This is a genomic window from Desmonostoc vinosum (assembly GCF_059505385.1).
The window spans coordinates 1-18,765 of record NZ_JCACKM010000088.1; the positions used below are offsets into that span (position 1 = coordinate 1).

The 18,765-nt window shown below is 41.5% G+C and carries 21 protein-coding genes; 13 read left to right on the forward strand and 8 right to left on the reverse strand.

All coding sequences use genetic code 11. From position 1 onward, the window contains the following. The 9 genes from AC5JMF_RS14865 to AC5JMF_RS14905 all read left to right on the forward strand — a co-directional run. On the forward strand, positions 1–183 hold a 183-nt coding region (locus AC5JMF_RS14865; protein ID WP_495796498.1), incomplete at its 5' end, for a hypothetical protein. Then, positions 180–443, forward strand: a complete 264-nt coding sequence (locus AC5JMF_RS14870; RefSeq protein ID WP_495796499.1) for a hypothetical protein — start codon at positions 180–182, stop codon at positions 441–443. The genes AC5JMF_RS14865 and AC5JMF_RS14870, both read left to right, overlap by 4 nt. Positions 444–641: 198 nt before the next feature. After that, entirely contained in the window at positions 642–815 is a 174-nt protein-coding gene (locus AC5JMF_RS14875; RefSeq protein ID WP_495796500.1) for a DUF6888 family protein, read from the forward strand. Continuing rightward, on the forward strand, positions 812–1,003 hold the full coding sequence (locus AC5JMF_RS14880; RefSeq protein ID WP_495796501.1) for a DUF6887 family protein: 192 nt from the start codon (positions 812–814) through the stop codon (positions 1,001–1,003). The genes AC5JMF_RS14875 and AC5JMF_RS14880 overlap by 4 nt, the downstream gene beginning before the upstream one ends. Before the next feature lie 70 nt (positions 1,004–1,073). Continuing rightward, positions 1,074–1,403: an HNH endonuclease gene (locus AC5JMF_RS14885; RefSeq protein ID WP_495796502.1), complete on the forward strand. Its 330-nt coding sequence runs from the start codon at positions 1,074–1,076 to the stop codon at positions 1,401–1,403. Positions 1,404–1,442: 39 nt separating this feature from the next. After that, positions 1,443–2,279, forward strand: coding sequence for a hypothetical protein (locus AC5JMF_RS14890; protein WP_495796503.1), 837 nt, complete (start codon positions 1,443–1,445; stop codon positions 2,277–2,279). Between the two features lie 111 nt (positions 2,280–2,390). Continuing rightward, complete coding sequence (locus AC5JMF_RS14895) at positions 2,391–2,942, forward strand: hypothetical protein (RefSeq protein WP_495796504.1); 552 nt, start codon at positions 2,391–2,393, stop codon at positions 2,940–2,942. A gap of 283 nt (positions 2,943–3,225) precedes the next feature. Next, positions 3,226–3,990 (forward strand): KilA-N domain-containing protein, encoded by a 765-nt coding sequence (locus AC5JMF_RS14900; RefSeq protein WP_495796505.1) that lies wholly within the window; start codon positions 3,226–3,228, stop codon positions 3,988–3,990. Positions 3,991–4,035: 45 nt separating this feature from the next. Next, positions 4,036–5,154: a hypothetical protein gene (locus AC5JMF_RS14905; RefSeq protein WP_495796506.1), complete on the forward strand. Its 1,119-nt coding sequence runs from the start codon at positions 4,036–4,038 to the stop codon at positions 5,152–5,154. 46 nt (positions 5,155–5,200) lie between these two features. On the opposite strand, the gene AC5JMF_RS14910 is transcribed toward AC5JMF_RS14905, so the two are convergent. The 5 genes from AC5JMF_RS14910 to AC5JMF_RS14930 all read right to left on the reverse strand — a co-directional run bounded on the left by AC5JMF_RS14910 (position 5,201) and on the right by AC5JMF_RS14930 (position 10,084). Continuing rightward, the gene (locus AC5JMF_RS14910; protein WP_495796507.1) at positions 5,201–6,091 is read right to left on the reverse strand and encodes a DUF1186 domain-containing protein; all 891 of its coding nucleotides are present in this window, start codon (positions 6,089–6,091) and stop codon (positions 5,201–5,203) included. Between the two features lie 38 nt (positions 6,092–6,129). Further along, positions 6,130–6,432: a hypothetical protein gene (locus AC5JMF_RS14915; protein ID WP_495796508.1), complete on the reverse strand. Its 303-nt coding sequence runs from the start codon at positions 6,430–6,432 to the stop codon at positions 6,130–6,132. Positions 6,433–6,540: 108 nt separating this feature from the next. Beyond that, a complete protein-coding gene (locus AC5JMF_RS14920) occupies positions 6,541–9,573 on the reverse strand; it encodes an SUMF1/EgtB/PvdO family nonheme iron enzyme (protein ID WP_495796509.1) in 3,033 nt (1,010 codons plus the stop codon). Continuing rightward, positions 9,555–9,908, reverse strand: coding sequence for a hypothetical protein (locus AC5JMF_RS14925; RefSeq protein ID WP_495796510.1), 354 nt, complete (start codon positions 9,906–9,908; stop codon positions 9,555–9,557). The genes AC5JMF_RS14920 and AC5JMF_RS14925 overlap by 19 nt, the downstream gene beginning before the upstream one ends. Positions 9,909–9,925: 17 nt before the next feature. After that, positions 9,926–10,084, reverse strand: a complete 159-nt coding sequence (locus tag AC5JMF_RS14930) for a DNA-binding domain-containing protein (protein WP_495796511.1) — start codon at positions 10,082–10,084, stop codon at positions 9,926–9,928. A 303-nt stretch (positions 10,085–10,387) separates the two neighbouring features. Here AC5JMF_RS14930 and AC5JMF_RS14935 point away from each other — a divergent pair, with 303 nt between their 5' ends. The 3 genes from AC5JMF_RS14935 (at position 10,388) to AC5JMF_RS14945 (ending at position 15,522) form a co-directional block, all read left to right on the forward strand. Further along, positions 10,388–10,573 carry a hypothetical protein gene (locus AC5JMF_RS14935; RefSeq protein WP_495796512.1) on the forward strand — a complete coding sequence of 62 codons (186 nt, stop codon included), beginning with the start codon at positions 10,388–10,390 and terminating at the stop codon, positions 10,571–10,573. 896 nt (positions 10,574–11,469) lie between these two features. Next, positions 11,470–14,208, forward strand: coding sequence for a hybrid sensor histidine kinase/response regulator (locus AC5JMF_RS14940; protein WP_495796513.1), 2,739 nt, complete (start codon positions 11,470–11,472; stop codon positions 14,206–14,208). A 12-nt stretch (positions 14,209–14,220) separates the two neighbouring features. Beyond that, positions 14,221–15,522: a sensor histidine kinase gene (locus tag AC5JMF_RS14945; protein WP_495796514.1), complete on the forward strand. Its 1,302-nt coding sequence runs from the start codon at positions 14,221–14,223 to the stop codon at positions 15,520–15,522. 990 nt (positions 15,523–16,512) lie between these two features. Here the strand turns inward: AC5JMF_RS14945 and AC5JMF_RS14950 are convergent. Beyond that, positions 16,513–17,676 carry a calcium-binding protein gene (locus AC5JMF_RS14950; protein ID WP_495796515.1) on the reverse strand — a complete coding sequence of 388 codons (1,164 nt, stop codon included), beginning with the start codon at positions 17,674–17,676 and terminating at the stop codon, positions 16,513–16,515. Positions 17,677–17,718: 42 nt separating this feature from the next. Between AC5JMF_RS14950 and AC5JMF_RS14955 the strand changes: the two genes are divergently transcribed. Next, positions 17,719–17,886, forward strand: a complete 168-nt coding sequence (locus tag AC5JMF_RS14955) for a hypothetical protein (protein ID WP_495796516.1) — start codon at positions 17,719–17,721, stop codon at positions 17,884–17,886. Positions 17,887–17,897: 11 nt separating this feature from the next. Here AC5JMF_RS14955 and AC5JMF_RS14960 read toward each other — a convergent pair whose 3' ends face one another. After that, positions 17,898–18,425: a WGR domain-containing protein gene (locus AC5JMF_RS14960; protein WP_495796517.1), complete on the reverse strand. Its 528-nt coding sequence runs from the start codon at positions 18,423–18,425 to the stop codon at positions 17,898–17,900. Positions 18,426–18,488: 63 nt separating this feature from the next. Continuing rightward, on the reverse strand, positions 18,489–18,674 hold the full coding sequence (locus AC5JMF_RS14965) for a hypothetical protein (RefSeq protein ID WP_495796518.1): 186 nt from the start codon (positions 18,672–18,674) through the stop codon (positions 18,489–18,491). Positions 18,675–18,765: the final 91 nt, after the last annotated feature.

The window sequence follows — 18,765 nt, forward strand, 5'->3', positions numbered from 1 at the left end:
GCTTCCAAAGTTTCCTACGCTGTTGGTGATCGCCCTTTAATTTGCTTATATACTTATAGTAATCTATTGGTTACCATTTGTCAACCATTGGTTACCAGAGAGCTTGATATTTTTATTGACGATGTTATGCTCGTGTTTACCACACTGGTAAACAACTGGAGTTTATGCAAAATAGAGGTATGAATACAGAAGAAAAAGCAGACAAACGTTTGGCTGTACGCGTTACGCAAAGCCTTAAAGATGCGTTTAATGAAAAAGCCAAGAAAGTAGGAAAGACAGAATCGCAAGCACTAATGGCATTGGTACTGCAATTCATTGGTGGAGAGGTCGAAATTGAAAGCGATATCAACAATCGCTTGCGAAGACTAGAGCAGGAGATTACGCAATTAAAGCAAGCTCGTTCGGGGGAATTAATCGCCTCAGGGACGAGAATCGCCTCCTGAGGCAAAAGCTAAAGCAAATACAGCAAGTAGCCAAGGAAGACCCGCCTCACCAAAACAAGTAAGGCGGGTTTGTCATCTACACACTTATATGGTAAACAATTGGAATACTGTGGTAACCTGAAAAAGACAAGTTAAGGAAATAATTTCAAACTGGAGCAACAGGTTTACCACAGTACCAAGGGTTACCAAAAAGCAAATATGGAGCCAACAATAGAACAATTAAGGGAGTTATACCGCGTATGTGTGATGGCAAGTAATTTATTGCAGCCCATCAATGTAGTACGCTTCGACGAACGCATTAAGAGAATCTTTGTTTTGGTTGGCGAGACAATCGAGATAGAAATTTATCCCAACGGACGGTCAATCTTATGACTCAACCTAATTTTGACAGCATGACCCGGCATGAATTACTAGCTTACGTGCGATCGCATCCCGACGATACGCAAGCGTTTCACAAATATATGGATTTGTTACAGACTGCACCAGGGCGGATAACGGTAACCACAGATGAAGAACTGGAAGCAGAAATGCGTAAGCGAATAAATCAGCAAACACACTGATTTGTTTAATCCCCCCTGTAAGTTTTCTAGGCCCTCAGAGGGGATAGTCACATAACCATCAGGTAAAACTATGACTACTCAAACAATACCAAATCCTCCTGCGCCTTGCATGGGGATTAATCCCGTTCGTCTACACAAACGCCTTTACACCAGTCAAAAACGCAATAAAAGACCACACCTGATTGCGAAGTATGGGATGCAGTGTTTTTGGTGTGGTTGTACCTTGTCACTTGAAACACTAACCATTGACCATTACATACCACTGGCAAAGGGTGGCAGCAACAAAATCAAAAATCTACGGCTTAGTTGCAGTCCTTGTAATCAGCGTCGGGGAGATGCTTATCCTACTGAGCTATACCTCAAACAGAACAAAAGAAATTCTGTCTCTACTGTCTCCTAGCAAGTCTTGTGTAACTCCTCACCACACCAGGTAAAACATATGCTGGCAATAGACACCGAACTATCAGCACTTGATTATAACAACCTTAATCACAGCATCAAAGAAACCTTCACTGCCATTGACAGATTTGAATGGCAAGCAGCTGATGATCTGCGATTGCTACGAGATAATCACTGTTACCGAGATGCTGGGTACACCTGCTTTCAAGCCTATTGCGAAAATGAACTTACAAAGTATGGGGGATATCGCCGGGTAAGGGATTTACTCTCTGCAAAAAAAGTAATTGATACTCTACCCCAAGATTTGAAAGCACATATTACCAAATCCTCGCAAACACGTTCTTTACTCCGCCTAGTTAAAACTCCAGAGAAGTTAGAACAAGCTGTTGCGATCGCATCCCAAGAAAAACCCTTCCCCACTGCCACAGATTTCGCTAAAGCAGTAAATAAGGTTGCACCAAAGGTCTTTAATAGTGTTAAAGAAGATACCACAGAACCCCCTAAAACCAAAACGCAATTGTGTAAAGCTCGCGGCGTGGAGTACTCCATGCCGCAGACTTTACGTCAAACGGTCAAGGTTTCATCACAATCGCATTCCAGGTACGGAGATGAGGGAGTAATTGAGGCAGACGCGCCTAATAATTATCAGCAGATTGTTACCTTCAGCGATGGTGAGAAACTGCTGGTAAACAATGCTGATTTGACTAACTTAAATGACACAATCCTCTTGGAAAGTTCTGATGCCTGCGGCAACCCCTGCGGGGAACGGCGGGAGCCGCCGCTCAGACTTTCCGCTGCGTCATTTTCACCTGAGCGCAAATATCCCAAAGAATATGCTGAAGCGATCGCTGCCATTGAAGAACGCCATAAACGTTAACTAGAGCGACTTGAAGAGGAGCTGAGAATTGGTTTACAAGTAGAAGCCAGAGCTAGAGCAGAAGAACAAGTTAGAGAACAACTCTCGTCATTGCAGCAACGTCTAAATGAAATGGAGGGACTGAGGCAATTAGAAATAGAAAATCAGCGATTGCAAAAGCGTATTCAAGAACTGGAAAATGCAAAACAGTCATATCCTAGAGAGCAGCCAGCTAAGAAGAATGTTCAGCAATCCCCAAATACTATTGACTTGCGAACGCTAGCCCTTGAGCCGCCCAAAGACAATGCCCAAGAATGTCTGCGCCTGATGGGTATAGCGTTGGGGAATCTGGCCAGTGCTATGAATAATACTAAAGCATTACAGGCCGCCGCCCTCGTTTTAGGTACAGAACCAACACCACAGGCTATCGCATATCGCGCCGAACAGTTGCAGCTACTACCCCAGGCTGTTAACGAGATTCGGCAAGTACTGTCTAAACCTGGGTGTACTTGGCATGACTATTTAGCTGTGGGCCCAAGAGTACGAGGTGATCAAGCAAGACATCAGAGCAGAATTGACACCGCAGGAAACAGAGTTAATCAATACTTTGGAGAAAGCCGAATCCTACAAGATTACGGAACCAACGTTTTTTCACGAAATCCCTGCCGAGTCTGGTTCTTCTAATTGCGCTCTTGTTATTGGGCTTGGTTCTATTGTTGCCCATGCCGACCCTTACCGCACTTTGTATGTGGAACGGGGTGAAGTCGTGGAGGATTTGGGCGAAGAGTTGGTGGTGGCGTGGGATTGTTGGAAAGATCGCTCAAAGAAGACTGACAGGTATTTAAAAGATGAGTTGCGCTTATTGCAAAGCTAACAGCTAGAAACTTGTCAATACATTCACAAAGAACTCAAAGCGGCATGGGTGCAATGTCGCTCACATTTTCATGCGCTAAAAATTGGAGTCAACATGAATGCAATCACAATCATTTCACGTCAAGTAAATGGCTCAGTTGTTGAACAACGCCGATGTGATGGTTATGTCAATGCTACGGCTTTAACCAGTGCTTATAAATTGGCAATTGGTAAAAGGCGTGATGTTAGTGAATGGCTAGAAAATAAACGTACACAAGAGACGCTTTCGCATTTAAGTTTAAACACGGGAATTCCCGTATTTGAGTTATATCAAGTGTTTCAAGGCTCTCCAGAAAACGGAGGCGGCACTTGGATACATCCGAAGCTGGCGGTCAGATTTGGGATTTGGCTTTCGGATGAGTTCGGCTATCTCGTAGAGCAATGGGTTGAAGAATGGATGCTGAACGGGCAATCAACCGTGCTTGACTCCAAAGTTCTGGAATTGGAGAACAAATTAGAAACTGCATTAGAGGCGGTCGCTCAATTACAAACTCAAATCCAAAACCTGTTACCTCCGTCATCTGACTTTATACCCCCTGGCTGGGATGCCGAAATATGGCGATCGCTACCTCCACAAGATAAACGACACTTCAGGTTTTTGTTCCACCGTCGTCGTTTCCGTCCATCGCAGCAAACTCAAGATGAAACCAAGTTACTACCTTCTGTCACCACCCAACAGATGAAGCAGAAGCAGAGGGACGAATTACAGCGATTGATTAAAGAAACCTCACTCCAAGAGAAACAACAGCTTCAGACAGCAAAACAAGAGATGTTGAGGCAGTTTTGGGCAGCAAGCCCAGAAGAAGATGTGCCTTTTTAAACAAACAAACCTAACTTGACCAGGAATAGATATAGGAGTTGAAATATGAGCAGCATTGCATCTACTGATAAGTTTTCTGTACTGGTGATATTACGGCGAGAATACTTTGATATTACAGGTAACTTCTGCGCTGCCAAGCTGATTGAGTACTTCAGGCATTGGACAAAGTGGAAGCTCAAGAACCACCGTACCCCCTGGATTTACCAGCCACTCAAGCGAATCTATGCTGACTTAATGGGGGAACATAGTCTTCATGTTATCAGGAGTGCGATCGCTCTGCTTGAGGAGATGGGTATTATCTCTAAGCAGAGGAATCCAGGGAACGGGCAGGACAAGACTTGGCAGTACAAGTTGCATTTTGAGGTATTAAATCGGCTGCTTGAACTTCGCAAGTGCAAAACTGAACCTTCCACATTCAATGTAGAACAACACCTTAGATCAGATCCTAAAACTTCTAAGCCACAACAACATGCTGCTGTTGAGCTAAAAAAGGATGATGAGGTGGAACAAACCAAGACCTTAGAACAAGCCCTGGTTACTCACTTCGCCCTAAAGTCAGAACTGGATTACTCATCTAACAACACAGGCCCTCATGAGGGTAATTCTGACGCCGCCGCCCCAACTGTACAAAAAACGAGTGACGCAATTGTGAGCCAGCCCGGTCTTGTTGTTTCAACAAAGAGGGACTGGCGAACCCGCAGGGTGTCAGAAAAAGCCTTGGTTACTCGAAAAGTTGAGGAGCCAGAACTGAATGATTCGGCTGACGATGAAGACCAATTTTCCGCACTAGGGGCTGAAAATTCGGGTAAGCCAAGCAAGAGTGAGATTGCAGAGATTTGTACCGAGTTGCGGCGACTACGAATTAACCCACAGCCTTGTTTAGGGGTAGTCAAGAAGCATTGGGCGAGTGTACAAGGGGCGATAGCTCGTGTCAAAGAAGCAGTACAGGAGGGATGGTGTAGCAATCCCACGGGCTTGTTTATCAACAGCTGCAAGAGTGGGGCTAAGGGTAAGAACGCCGTTACAACCGATGTGAGTGCTTGGTTTGAGTGGGCTAGGAAAGAAAGAATTGTGCTGGCGATGTCAGGGAGAGTGGTTTATACGCCGGAGGGTGAGGCAGTGGAGTTGGCGGAAATGATGCTGCGGTTTCCGGTGGAGGGGTAAGGAGATGGTCTCCAGTTTACCCTGATTATCTGCTGTGGCGATCACTTCATTTCTTCTTGGAGCGATTTTTCCGTCGAGATTGTTCTTGCATCTTTTTCTTCTTAGCTTGATTTTTACCTTTTTTGGAAGACGAAAAACTAGTTCCTTCTCGGTGTACAAATACCGTTGTAAATTCTTCTTTTCTACTCCCACTTGGTCGAAAACAAGTCCATTCTTGCATTTCTGATATTGCATCTTTAATAAAAGAGTAACGAGGATTTTCGCGCAGTTTATTTAAAGCTGGTTCTATTCCCTGTTGAAAGCTGTCATTAACATCTTCTTGGTCAATAAAAAACTGTTCAATTAAATCTTCTTCAAATACTCTATTAATTTCTTCGTTCAGTTCAACAGCACAAAGTTCTACGCTATTAATAACTAAGCTAGTCCAAATATGATAATCTTCTTCCCCACCTAGATTTGAGAACAGTTCTTTATAGTATTGTATAACTTGCTTTCTGGGAATTTTATCCTGAGCCACTAAAACCAATAAGGATTTCAGGGCTGCACCTCTGACATATTCATTGACTTCTTTATTGTCTATAAGTTGTTTTATTGGTTCAATATTTCCATCACTAACAGAAGCCAGTATCCTACCTAAATCCTCTGTCACTAAATCTCCAGTTAAATCTAGGGCAATCTCCCCTGGAACTGAAAAAAACTTAATGATTACAGGATATGCTAACGGCTCTCTAAATTCTGCTAGTAAGTAGAAAGCACAAAGATGTAAAATATAATCTGATTTTTCTAATAACTCTTCGAGATTATTGCTTAACTCTTCTAAGATTGATAATAATCTAGGAGTTATGGTTTCCCGTTCTTCTCTTGCTCTTTCTATTGCTACAAGAGGAAACTTCCCTGTATTGTTTTCTAGTTCAGATAAGATTTCTTCTATTTGCATCTGTTGAAAATAGCGATCTTGTACTTAACTAACTCAAATTAGATTTGGTTTATCAAGAGATGTACCACAGTGAGGTAGTTATTCTTGAATAATACGGCGGTTTCCGGTGGGGGAATGATATTTTTAGTGGAGAGTTGAGCAACTGTTCGGTTTACACCTACCAAGCTACCCAACCCAGTTTGATTTTTGGATACTGTTACCAGCATCACAGGTGCAGGTTGGACTCTTCGGTTGCACTCTTGACCTAAAGTGAACTTATGAATTTTTGGCAATCTTTCAATAATTGGCACATACCATCTAATGCAATCATAGGTCTTTTGGATGACCGATAATTCTTTCATTTTTTAATCAATCTTAATATTTCTGCCAAAAAATCGAGTCGCCATGAGGCAACAAAAAGAAAGAAAAAAGAACAAGTGCAAAGTGAAAAAGGACTAAAGTATAAAGGGCTACCGAAGAATCCTCCCGACGGCACACACAACCCGAAAACCGACATTGATGCTGTCGACGTCGCGGTTGCTGTAGTCGCGAGACGCAGAACGGCAGTATTCAGGATAGTTGAGCCAAGAACCGCCCCGCAGCAAGGCATATTCCTGCTTTTGAGAAAGATTATTATTATTCAACCAAGCACTGCCATCTGTTGGTGCACCTTCATAGTTATCATGCCAATCATCAAGACACCATTCCCAGACATTTCCGTGCATATCGTATAGCCCAAAGGCATTAGCCGCGTTAAAACTGCTCACAGGTGTAGTCTCTTCTCTGTAGGTTCCTTTTACACCCGCGCCATAAGTGTAGCCAGCATTGCCAGCATTGTAGTTGGCTAACTCTGATGTGATTGTTTCGCCAAAATGAAATGGGGTGGTAGTTCCAGCACGACAAGCATATTCCCATTCCGCTTCACTCGGTAAAATGTAGGGTCTGCCTGTATATTGTGAGAGGCGATCGCAAAACTCAACCGCATCATACCAAGAGACTTTCTCTACAGGTCGATCTGCGCCTTTAAAGTGAGATGGGTCAGGCTTTAGTTTTCGATTTACCTGCGGCAGTGCGGCTACTGCTTGCCACTGTGCTTGTGTTACCGCGTATTTGCCCATGAAGAACGCTCTTACAGTGACTTGGCGTTGAGGACTTTCACTACTTAAACGCTCCGGTTCATTTGCTGGCGAACCCATCAGAAAACTGCCTTCAGGGATGTACACCATTTCTAAAGTAATACCGTTGCCTAAGTCTTCGCTGAAATATTCAGCAAGTCTAGTTTCTTCCTTGATAATCCTGCCCTTATGATTGACAGTAACAGTTTTAAACTCAAATGAGTTTAAATGATTACTTTCGTGGACTAAAGATTTAACATCTTTAAATGGTTCTTTTGAACAGAAAACAGCGATCTCATTCCTTACTAACTTTTCTCCCACTTGATCCTGATTTCTTCGGGCTGCCTCTATTGCCGAATTTAATCTTGATAAAGGGTCTTGATTTGCTTCAATCCACCGCCAATAATGACTTAAAGATGCTGTAATTCTCGCACTGCGGCAAATATTATCTGAATTCAATTCTTGAGCATAACCCCATTCAAGGAACAAGATTAAATTTGAATTTTCTTGCAGAAGCAACTGTTGTCCTCTCTTTTCCTCTCCGTCACCAAAAAGTTCGAGAACTGTGTTGCAGAAACTACTATTGTAAAAATCTAATATTAGAGGGGCTATATAGTCAATTCCTCTTCCTTTCTGCAATTTACTTTCTGCGTAAGTACGGGCAGGTTCAGGTATACTCACCCTCCAATCAGATGCAATACTAGTTTTTTCTACCATTGAAAACTTGAGCAACTCCATCAAAGTCTTATTTCCATTCCTACCTGCTATTGCTCTAGCTAAATCCCGACTCAATCCGCTAGGGAAAAAAGCTAATAAAGGAAATATATCTTGCCCCTCTACCGATAACATTTCAAAAGAACGCTCTAAAGTTATTTGCAGACTTCTTTCTTTTCTCTCTTCAGCAGAATAAGCAGCCAAAATTTCTAATGGTTCAATTTTTAAGTCTTCACACAGCATTTTTAGGGTACATTGAGTTTCTGCCATATAGGATGCAGCTAATTTAATAGGCAAGGGATAACTATCTAGAAACTGCACCAACAGATGAAAATCTGATGCTAAATCATCATTTCCCCATTGTGCTTCTGATGGAGCATACTTTTTAAATATCTGTCTGGTTTCTGATGCTCCCATACTACAAACTTCTTCTTGATGGCAATCAATGTCCCTTACTAAGGAATCACGCGCAGTTAGCAATAGCCTTAAATTCGAGCATTGTTCTATCAGTGAGTTTAAAACTTCAATTAGTTCATTCGTTTCTTTCTCAATCAACTTATCCAAATCATCGAAAATCAACAAAATTCGACTATTTCTTAATTCTTTCTTTAAATCAAAACTACTCAACTCAAGGGTCTGTTGGATTTTAGTAATCATTGTTCCTACAGAATCAGTATCCCGCAGGCTAATAAACCAAACTCCGTCCTTATAGCAATTACGCTCATGTAACCACTGACCAATTGCATAAGCTAAGGCTGTTTTACCTATTCCTCCCATACCATGTAAAGCAATACAACGTTTCTCAGGCTCTACTAGTACTTTAATTACCCGATGTATTTCTTGTTTGCGTCCTACAAATTTTGGATCTCCACGAGGAATATTAGTATTTAACCACTGTGGATAAACAATTTGATGAGCCTTAGTAGGTTCAATAATTAGAGATTGACTATGAGGAGCTTGCGGTAATAATTTAAATTTAAAGGCTTCATCAAAATTAACTCCTTTTTCAAAAGTCTGAGAATTAAACACTTTTTTTAATTTATCATCAAGTTTTACTGCGCTTCGACTTACCAAGAAAGCGTCAGCAATCGCATCCTCATTAAATAATGCTTGATAAAGTCGCCGTGAAAAACATCGGGCTGCAATATCTAGAATTTTATCCTCAGCGTTCACTGCAATTATATGAGGTACACCTGCTTTGATGAAAGCTTGAGCTAACTTTTCTGAGTGACAAGCATTTAGCAATACTAATTGACAAGGGGCTTGCTTCTGATTAGATAGTGCGATATCTAGCTCTTCTTCACTAAAATGACGACTAATCCCCATTTCATCTTCTAAAACTAAAGCTGTATTATCACTTTCTTTCGTTCCATGACCAATAAAATGAATAATTAGTGGTTTTATTCGGCTCGACAATACATCTTGCAAAGTTTGTGAAGTTGCCACTTTCACTACTATTTCTACTGCTATGGGATGGGATACATTTTCTAATACTGAAGCGATCGCTTCAATTTCTTCTTGAATTGATAAATTCTCTACTGGTAAGAAGTTTTCGTCAAGCAGAGGTGCTGAAAACAATATCAGAATTTGATTACTAAAGGATTTATCTTGTTCAGAGACTTTTTTTACCCCTGGACTAATTGGAACCTTTTCAGTTACTCTTGATAAAACCATTCCTGTATCTCTTCATCACTAGCTTGACTCAGGTCTAGGGAAGGACGTTTTGGGTGTGACAATTTCCCTTTTGGTTCTATTCCTTTTGAGCGCAGTTCTTGTCGCCAATTTTTAATAGCTTTAGCGACTTTGATACTGTATTCTATCAAATTAGCACCTGCGGCTATTCCTCCAAGTACTGTAGCTACGAAAACTATGTCATCTGCTCCTACAACTCTACTTGATGACTTCTGCACGTTTATTGAAATCAGTTCCAGCGATGTTTCTAAAAACTCTATCTCATCTGGCGGCAGTTGAGATGAAACAACTATTTTACACAGAGGAATTTCACTCATCTATACCTCTAATATTTTTATTGTTTAATCAATTCTTGCAATTTTTCAACTGGACTTTCCAATTTAATCACTCGATGGCTTAAAGGAATATTAGAATTACACCCCAGATAAGTGGCAATTGCGCTGACTACCACATCCGTCTTCGATGTGCCAGTTCGCTCAATGTAGTTATTCACAAGTCTGGAGACACCCTGACAACAATTTGATTAGGTTTGACCACTTTTACCAACTACCTCACTAACTGCATAACTCCACATTACTATTATTCCGTGTTTTCACGTACAATAGAATCACTATTCATCAATTTGGGCGGCAACTGCTCAAAAGCATGATTTTTGCATCTACATCTTGAGTATGTGCTTTTACGGAATTTAGCGCAATCTCTCTACCGTCAGAGGTAGACAGGAAATTTCTGCTGCGATCGCCTGAAGGAGGCACTCTGAACTTGGAAAGGGATAAAGTCACCGGAAGCTGTGTTTGTGGCAGCTTGCAAGGATGGTAGGAAACCAGAGATACAACAGGTCAAATCTGCTGTGAAGGATTGGTTTGAATGGGCGCGGCGGGAGAGGATTGTGCTGGCAATGTCGGGGTCAGATGTGTACACGCCGGAGGGTAAGGCAGTGGAGTTGGCGGAAATGATGCGGCAGTTTCCGATGCGGGAGTGAATAGCACAAGCTATGGATTAGCAGTCTCTACCGTGATTTCTTTGCCGTTGGTGAACTTGATAAACTCAGATGTTCAACGAAAATCCTTCTAGAAGATAATTCTTTATTGTCTGATTTTTGAGTTTCTGAAAGTTCGGCTTTTTTGGGCTTCTTGTCAGGTGTGGTAATCTGCTTGTTTTTCTTTATGCCTTTTTTCGGATAATACTACTAATGTAATAAAATCTTCATATTTAATCCCGATTAATCGCTTTGATTCCTCTGGGTATGATTCTATTCTTTTTAAGGGACTTGTCGTTATTAATACTTGCTTTTTTATCTCCTCTGTTTATTTTCTTATAAAATTTATTTTAAAGATAGGTCTAGTCAAGATGATTTAAAAAATCGAATTCTTAACTTTATCAACTACTTTAATCAAACAATAGCTAAACCTTTTAAGGGGACATATAAGGGCAAAGTTTTGGCTATTTAATGGTCTGCTTATTTACGCCGGACTGTACCTAGTACTAGCTGATAGTTTATATGGTGAGCAGCGCGTTGGGCGGGCAATGCCCGACTTAAAGCGACTGCGAACCCGGAGGGTGAAAGTAGCCAATTTCTTAGAAAACTGGGTGAATATAACTTAGCCTATGTGGTAGCAATTAATTGATTGACTCACCCAAAAGCGCTGTTAAGAAGGGTTATGGAGAGGAGCGACCTCGAAACTTCCTTGCGCGACTGTAGCTAATTTTTCAACGGATAAGGTGGCAAGTGTTATTTAGCAGACGGAATCTTGTCAACATTCGCTTAAGGTGTGAAATAAGCAACCGTGTTAAACTCAACCGCTGTGTTAGGTTTTGGCTCAGTGAGGGAACAATAACAATGTATCTAATCAGCCTGATATCCCAAGGGCTAACTCTATGTTATCCTCATTGAACTTAAAGAGCAAAACCATTCATCAAGTGCCGCTGCGAGCAATTTTGATTGTTCCGTTTGTGCTACAAATTTTCGCAGTAGTGGGATTTGTTGGGTATCTCTCATTTAAAAGTGGGCAACAAGCTGTCAATGAGTTAGCTAATAGATTGGAACAAGAAGTTGCTGATCGCACTGAGAAAGAAACAGTAGGATTTTTAAATACTCCCCATATCGTTAACCAAGTTCTACTCTCCAGTATTTACAGTGGCAATCTCAATGTCGAAGATTCCCCAGCACTAGAAAAATTCTTTTTCAAGCAAATCAAAACTCACGCAATCATTCCGTATCTTTACTACGCAGACAATCAAGGTCAATTTATCGGCATTCAAAAGTTAGACGATGGTCAATTCATCGTCAAAGTTAAGGATCGATCTACCGGGAAAAACAGAAATGTCTATTTGCTAGATGAGCAGGGTCGGCGGACTAAACTGCTCAAAAGTGCAGAATTTGACAGTAATGAGTATCTTCTTCTCAAATATCCTGGAGGTTCAACCGCACCAAAACCTGGACAATCCGGATGGAGTGAAATTTCTCTTTCTTCTAGTGTTTTGGCTCTAGAAGTGAAAGCTGGCACACCTATATATAGTAATACAGGTAAATTCCAAGGCGTAATCGGAGTTGAGATTTTCTTGCCTCAGATTAGTCAGTTTCTCCGAAATCTCAAAATCAGTCAATCTGGACAGACTTTCATTGTGGAGCGTTCTGGAGAAATAGTTGCTAGTTCAACTTTGGAGCAACCGTATGTGGCAGATGGAAATAAACAAATTCGGCTAGTGGCTACACAAAGCCGCAATCCTCTGACTCAGGCGACGGCAAAACAATTATGGCAACGGTTTGGCAATCTTAATCAAATTACTAAGAGTCAAAACTTCGTTTTTGAATTCAACGGCAAGCGTCAACTTGTACGTGTGCAACCGCTCAGTGACGGTCGAGGATTAGATTGGTTAACAATCGTTGTCATCCCAGAATCAGACTTCATGGCACAAATCAATGCTAGTCTGCGTAACACGCTGTGGTTGTGTCTCGCTGCTTTAGGTGTAACAACAGTCTTAGGGATTTACACATCCCGTTGGATTGCTCGACCCATTCTCAAATTGAAGGCAGCAAGTCAAGCGCTCGCTTCTGGACAACTTAACGAAACGGTTGAGATTCGAGGAGTGAATGAATTAGAAGTATTGGGTCAGTCCTTTAACCAGATGGCATCTCAATTAAGAGGTTTGATTGAAGGGTTAGAAGAGCGTGTGTCAGCACGAACTGTTGAACTCAAAGCAGCCAAAGAAGAAGCAGACAGCGCCAATCAAGCCAAAAGCGAATTTCTTGCGAATATGAGCCACGAACTCCGTACCCCTCTCAACGGCATTCTTGGCTATGCTCAAATCCTCAACCGTTCTAAAGCTTTAGCTGATAAAGAGCGTCATGGAGTGAACATAATTCACCAATGTGGCTCCCACTTGTTGACGTTGATCAACGACATTCTAGATTTGTCTAAAATCGAAGCCCGCAAACTAGAACTTTCCCCAAAAGCGCTGCATTTCCCATCTTTTGTGCAAGGGGTTGTGGAAATTTGTCGTATCCGTGTGGATCAAAAGGGTCTTGAGTTTCATTACCAACCAGATACAGACTTACCTATAGGTATTGAAGCAGATGAAAAACGCCTGCGCCAAGTATTAATTAATTTATTGGGCAATGCAATTAAGTTTACAGACCGAGGCAGTGTGACATTGAAAGTTGAGAAGGTTGTCACTGAAAATCCTCAATCTGTGCGACTGCAATTCTTGATTGCTGATACTGGAATTGGCATTGCATCATCAGATGTGAATCAGCTATTTCAGGCGTTTGAACAGGTGGGCGATCGCCAACGCCAAGCTGAGGGCACAGGTTTGGGTCTAGCTATCAGTCAAAAAATTGTGCAACTGATGGGCGGACAAATTCAAGTTAAGAGTCAACTGAGTGTGGGCAGCGACTTCTTCTTTGATGCAGAATTTCCCATCGCCGCAGATTGGGTACAGCATCATACCGTGAATGCCGGACAGCAAATCATTAGTTATCAGGGGCAACCCCGTCACATTTTGATTGTGGACGATCGCTGGGAAAACCGTTCTGTGTTAGTAAATCTGCTAGAACCTCTGGGTTTCAAGTTGAGGGAAGCCCAAAACGGTCAGGAGGGCTTAGACAAAGCCAGAGAGCAATTACCAGACCTGATGATTACGGATTTAGCAATGCCAATCATGGATGGCTTTGAGATGTTGAAACAGTTGCGGTCTGACGACGAATTAAAACAGTTGTCGGTGATTGTTTCTTCGGCATCGGTGGCTCAAATCGATCAGCAGATGAGTTTGGCGGCAGGCGGAGATGATTTTCTTGCAAAACCTGTACAAGCAGACGATTTGTTTAACTTGCTGGCGAACCATCTCAACCTCACCTGGCTATATGCTGAAACAGAATTAAACACATCGCCTGCATCCTCTCAATCACTCATTCCACCCCCAGCAGAAGATTTACAACAGTTACTGGAATTATTACATGATGGGCTTTTCAAACAGCTAGCTGAAGTTGCCGAGCAAATTGGCCAAAACAGCGATCGCTACCAACCCTTTGTCCAACAGGTTATACAACTGGCGAAACAGTTTCAGGAAGAAAAGCTAGAACAGTTGCTGCAACAGCATTTACATCGCAATAACTAGGGAGTTGTCAAAATGTCACCAGCACTGAGTTTAATTTTGATTGTAGATGACACCCCTACAAATCTGGATGTCATTTCTGAAACGCTTAGTGATGCAGGCTTTGCTGTGGCGATCGCAACCAGTGGTGAAAGTGCCCTGCAACGCTTGGAACGTCGGCTTCCTGATCTGATTTTATTGGATGTAATGATGCCGGGAATTAACGGATTTGAAACCTGTCAACGACTGAAATCCAACCCGAAAACTCAAGATATTCCTGTCATTTTTATGACAGCTTTGTCTGATACCGACACTAAGGTGCAGGCGCTCTCGTTGGGGGCAGTCGATTATGTTACCAAGCCTTTCCAAGAGAAGGAAGTGTTGGCACGGGTGAAAACCCACCTGCAATTGCGCCGTCTCACCCAAGTTTTGGAACATGAGGTTGCTCTGAAGACTGCTGAATTTCAAGCAGCGCAACTTCAACTAATTCAAAGCGAAAAAATGTCAGCGCTGGGTAATCTGATTGCTGGGGTTGCCCACGAAATCAACAACCCAGTCGGATTTTTGAGGGGCAATATTCAACCAGCCCTGGATTACATCAACGATCTGTTTCGATTAATCGATCTATATCAAGCGAAGTTTCCCTATCCCGGTGAAGAGATTGAAGAGGAGATCGCAGTTATTGACCTGAAGTATATCCGAGAAGATTTACCCAAACTGATCGGTTCGATGACACAAGGAGTTGATCGCATCTGTAATATCAGTACAAGCTTACGAACCTTTTCCCGCAGTGATAGCGATCGCCCAATACTGTATAACCTGCATGAAGGGCTTGATAGTACTATTCTAATTCTCAAACATCGCCTGAAAGCCAATGAATTGCGCCCTGCAATTGAGGTCATTGCTCTTTATGGCAATATTCCTCAAGTAGAGTGTTATGCGGGTCAACTCAACCAGGTATTCATGAATATTCTGGCGAATGCAATTGATGCTCTAGAAGAGTCCAACCAAGGCAAAAGTATTGCCGAAATTCAAGCTCATCCTAACCAGATTACCTTGAAAACAGAACTAGAAAGCAATGGTCAATCAGTAGCGATCCGCATTCAAGATAATGGCATTGGCATGACCCAGGAGGTGAAGCAGAAGATTTTTCAGCATCTATATACGACTAAAAGTATTGGCAAAGGGACGGGATTAGGATTAGCGATCGCTCAAGCTATTGTGGTGGAAAAGCATGGAGGGACTCTAGAAGTTGATTCCCAACCACAACAGGGGGCAGAGTTTATTATCCGCATCCCCGTGAAAACTAATTGTGATTCTACGGCAGTAGGCTTCTAATGGGACTTAGACAAAAATTAAGCTGTCCTATAAATTAAGGCAATTACGTACATCGTACCCCCACATGGAAGCTGCCGCATTCCACCACCTTTGCCCCGGTGACTCTAAAATAGGTAGTTTCAGGTACTCCGAGCGCCATGCAATAGGCTTCCATTGGTTTTGCAAAGCTCGAATTAAAATTGCATTTGGAAAAATCTCTCTTTGGTGTTCGCGTAACCAAAGTACATACTCAATTGTTCTTCTCAAGGCATCTTCTAACCCATAGGTGCAACTTTCTAAAGCGTCTTGAACTTCTTAAGCGCGAAAAGTTAACGCCGAGACTGACTAACGCTCGTTCATATTGTTTGAATATCTCGTATTCAACTGAGTCTTTTTCCCAGAACCACAAAGTAAACCAACTCCCAAACAGTTATTCTGCAACTTTTCATAGTTTAGCTGTTGTAGAACGACGAATTATTTGACCGCAGTGATAAATAATTTGTCAAGTTCTTCAAGTTTGTAAGCTTGTTTAGAAAAATCTGATTTTTAGCGTTTTTGACACATTGCAGGATCGTAATTCCTTGCCCTAAAATTGTACAAACCGCTTTCCGACTCTAACCACTGCCCTTGGAATCTAAAGTCACTACCTCCATCATTATCTGCACCACTTACCTATGACAAGATGTTGCCGAATGCATCATAAAGAAACTTTCCTGAACTTGCACCATTACTATCAGCTAATCCAATCACACGACCCATTGCGTCATTCAAGTAGTACACAGCGTTACCGTTGGCATCTAACGGGACTTAAACATTTTTGACGCAAAAACTAACCTTAAACCCCTATAGAGTAAAGGAAATACACCAAATACTCAAAAATACTTGAAACCCAGATATATCAGGAAACTAAGCAAATTGATGTCAAAGTTTCTCCATATATATGTTTAAGGTATTTTTTTGTTTATTTTTATCTAAGTCCTGTTACATGTCGAACTTACATAATCCCTGAGTTTAAACTAGTTGAATGTCTAGATTAGCTTGAAAACCAATAGGCTTATTTTCAACAATGGCGAATCTAGATTCTTGGAAGAACAAAGAACCATTTAGGGGATCATAACTGAAGTCACTCAGGTCAATAGCACCAAACCCTGCTTGAGAAACTTGAATTTTATCACCTTCAACAGCCTTGAAGTCTTTGATAATGTCAACACCCTCTAATACATTGGTAAAAATGAATTTATCTGCACCGAGTCCACCAGTAAGAGTATCTGTACCTAACCCACCAACGAGTGTATCATTGCCACTTTTGCCAGAAAGTGTATCGTTACCGCCATTGCCAAATAACAGATTATTTTGCCTATCTCCAACAATGATGTCACTTTGATTTGTACCTTTAACATTATCAAAGTTTATAAATGTGAATTCAACTGTGCCTATATTAGGAACATTATTAATTACGAAACTTTGACTTTCAAGGTTAACGTTAACTGATGCATCTCCAACTAACAAGGGTGCTGAAGGAGCAATTGAGGCATCTATAATGTTATTTACTGCACTAGCATCAGCAACAAGGTTTTCAAAATTGCCAAGTAAATCTGTACCTAGTCCACCACCTTTTTTTAAAGTTCCGTCAATGAAGATAGTAGAGCTTACACCTATTTTGCTGTAATCTGCCGTGTCAATGCCATCTCCACCATCTAAGATATCATTGCCTGCACTGCCTGTGATGATGTCATTGCCGCCACTACCAGATAATTTATTATCTTTAGCATTACCAGTAATCCGATCATTTTGATTTGTACCAATTACATTGACAAAATTTTTCACCTTGACTACTATCGGTGACGAACCCACAGGTCTAATCTCTAGCCTTTGTTGAGATAAGTTCACTACTATTGATACATTTGTACTGTCAGTAGTAGCATCAATACTGTTAGCTTGTCCAGTCGCACCGATCACGGCTTCAAAGAAATCTTTAAACGTATCAGTTCCAATCACACCTTTTTGGATAAACCTTGGTTTAATAATTACAGCTTGCCCTAAATCGCTGTAGTCAACAGTATCGCTACCCTTTCCACCAAGCAAGATGTCGTCACCTGCACTGCCGAGAAATATATCATTCCCAGCAGTTCCAACTAAAGTATCGTCTCCCTCAGTACCTATAATTTTTACCATGAGCTTGCTGCCTTAGTATTCAAGTAACTGCTGTATACTACCTTGTTATTGACCACGTTCTCCGCAGATACCGCCGACATTCCGCTTCTCCCTTACAAATCAGCAGCCGCAGCGCATGTACCTCCTGGATGGTGGAAGTACAAACAACTGCGATCGCCCCAATCAGTTCTCGTTGTGAGCTTACGTATTGCTGGTGCTGTTGAACTTTAGAGTGAAGATGCTCACAATAAAGAGTCATTGCCAGACATCCAGCAACGAAAGCTTTTGCTAACAGCGGATTGTTCAGTTTTGATGGATTCATTTGGGAGTAAAGAAGTTAGTAGCGATCGCTGATGGTCTACATCTTCCACTGTGTTATATATTGTGTATGGATCTATCTGCATTCCTAGAGGTGTGGGAACGATTTTCAAGTACTGGTTTAGCAAATCAATATAAACAGCGTTAAATTTTTTTTGCTCTACATAACAACGTAGAAAATCAAGCAGTTCAATCGCTCTTTTCATTTCATAGACTTCACAACTACTATCGATGATGGGCTGACTTCTTCTATAGCCTTTCATCAACTTTTCAGCTATTAGTTTATGATACTTGAAAGCAGCTTGTTGATGGCTGCTACATGAATGAACTTTAGTTTGCGCTTGATAACCGACTCTTCCCCATTGAACAGTTAGGTTGTTCTGTTCAACTTTCGCTGACCAAAATTTATTGCTGTTGTTGGCAGCATCGACATAGACAAGATATGTTTCCATGATTTTGACTACTTAATTAATATGAGGGGAACATTCTCGATTCAGAAACATTCCCCAAACTACTTATTTATTCTGCAAATAAGGCAGAGTTTCTTGAATTACTTTTTGGTCTTTTCCAGTTCTACCCAAATCAGTTTTTGTTGCGTCATCATTAGCAACTACTGTAGCTGCTGACTCAGCTAATTCTTCAGGGCATCCTCTCTGGGTTAGTTCTGTAAGTGCAGCCGAATACAATCCTTGATTTTTCACAATCGTCTCCTTGACATTTCTAATGCTATCGATGGCTATCTGCGGAGCAATATTTTTGTTGCTGAAGGGGTGAAACGATTATTAATTTTTT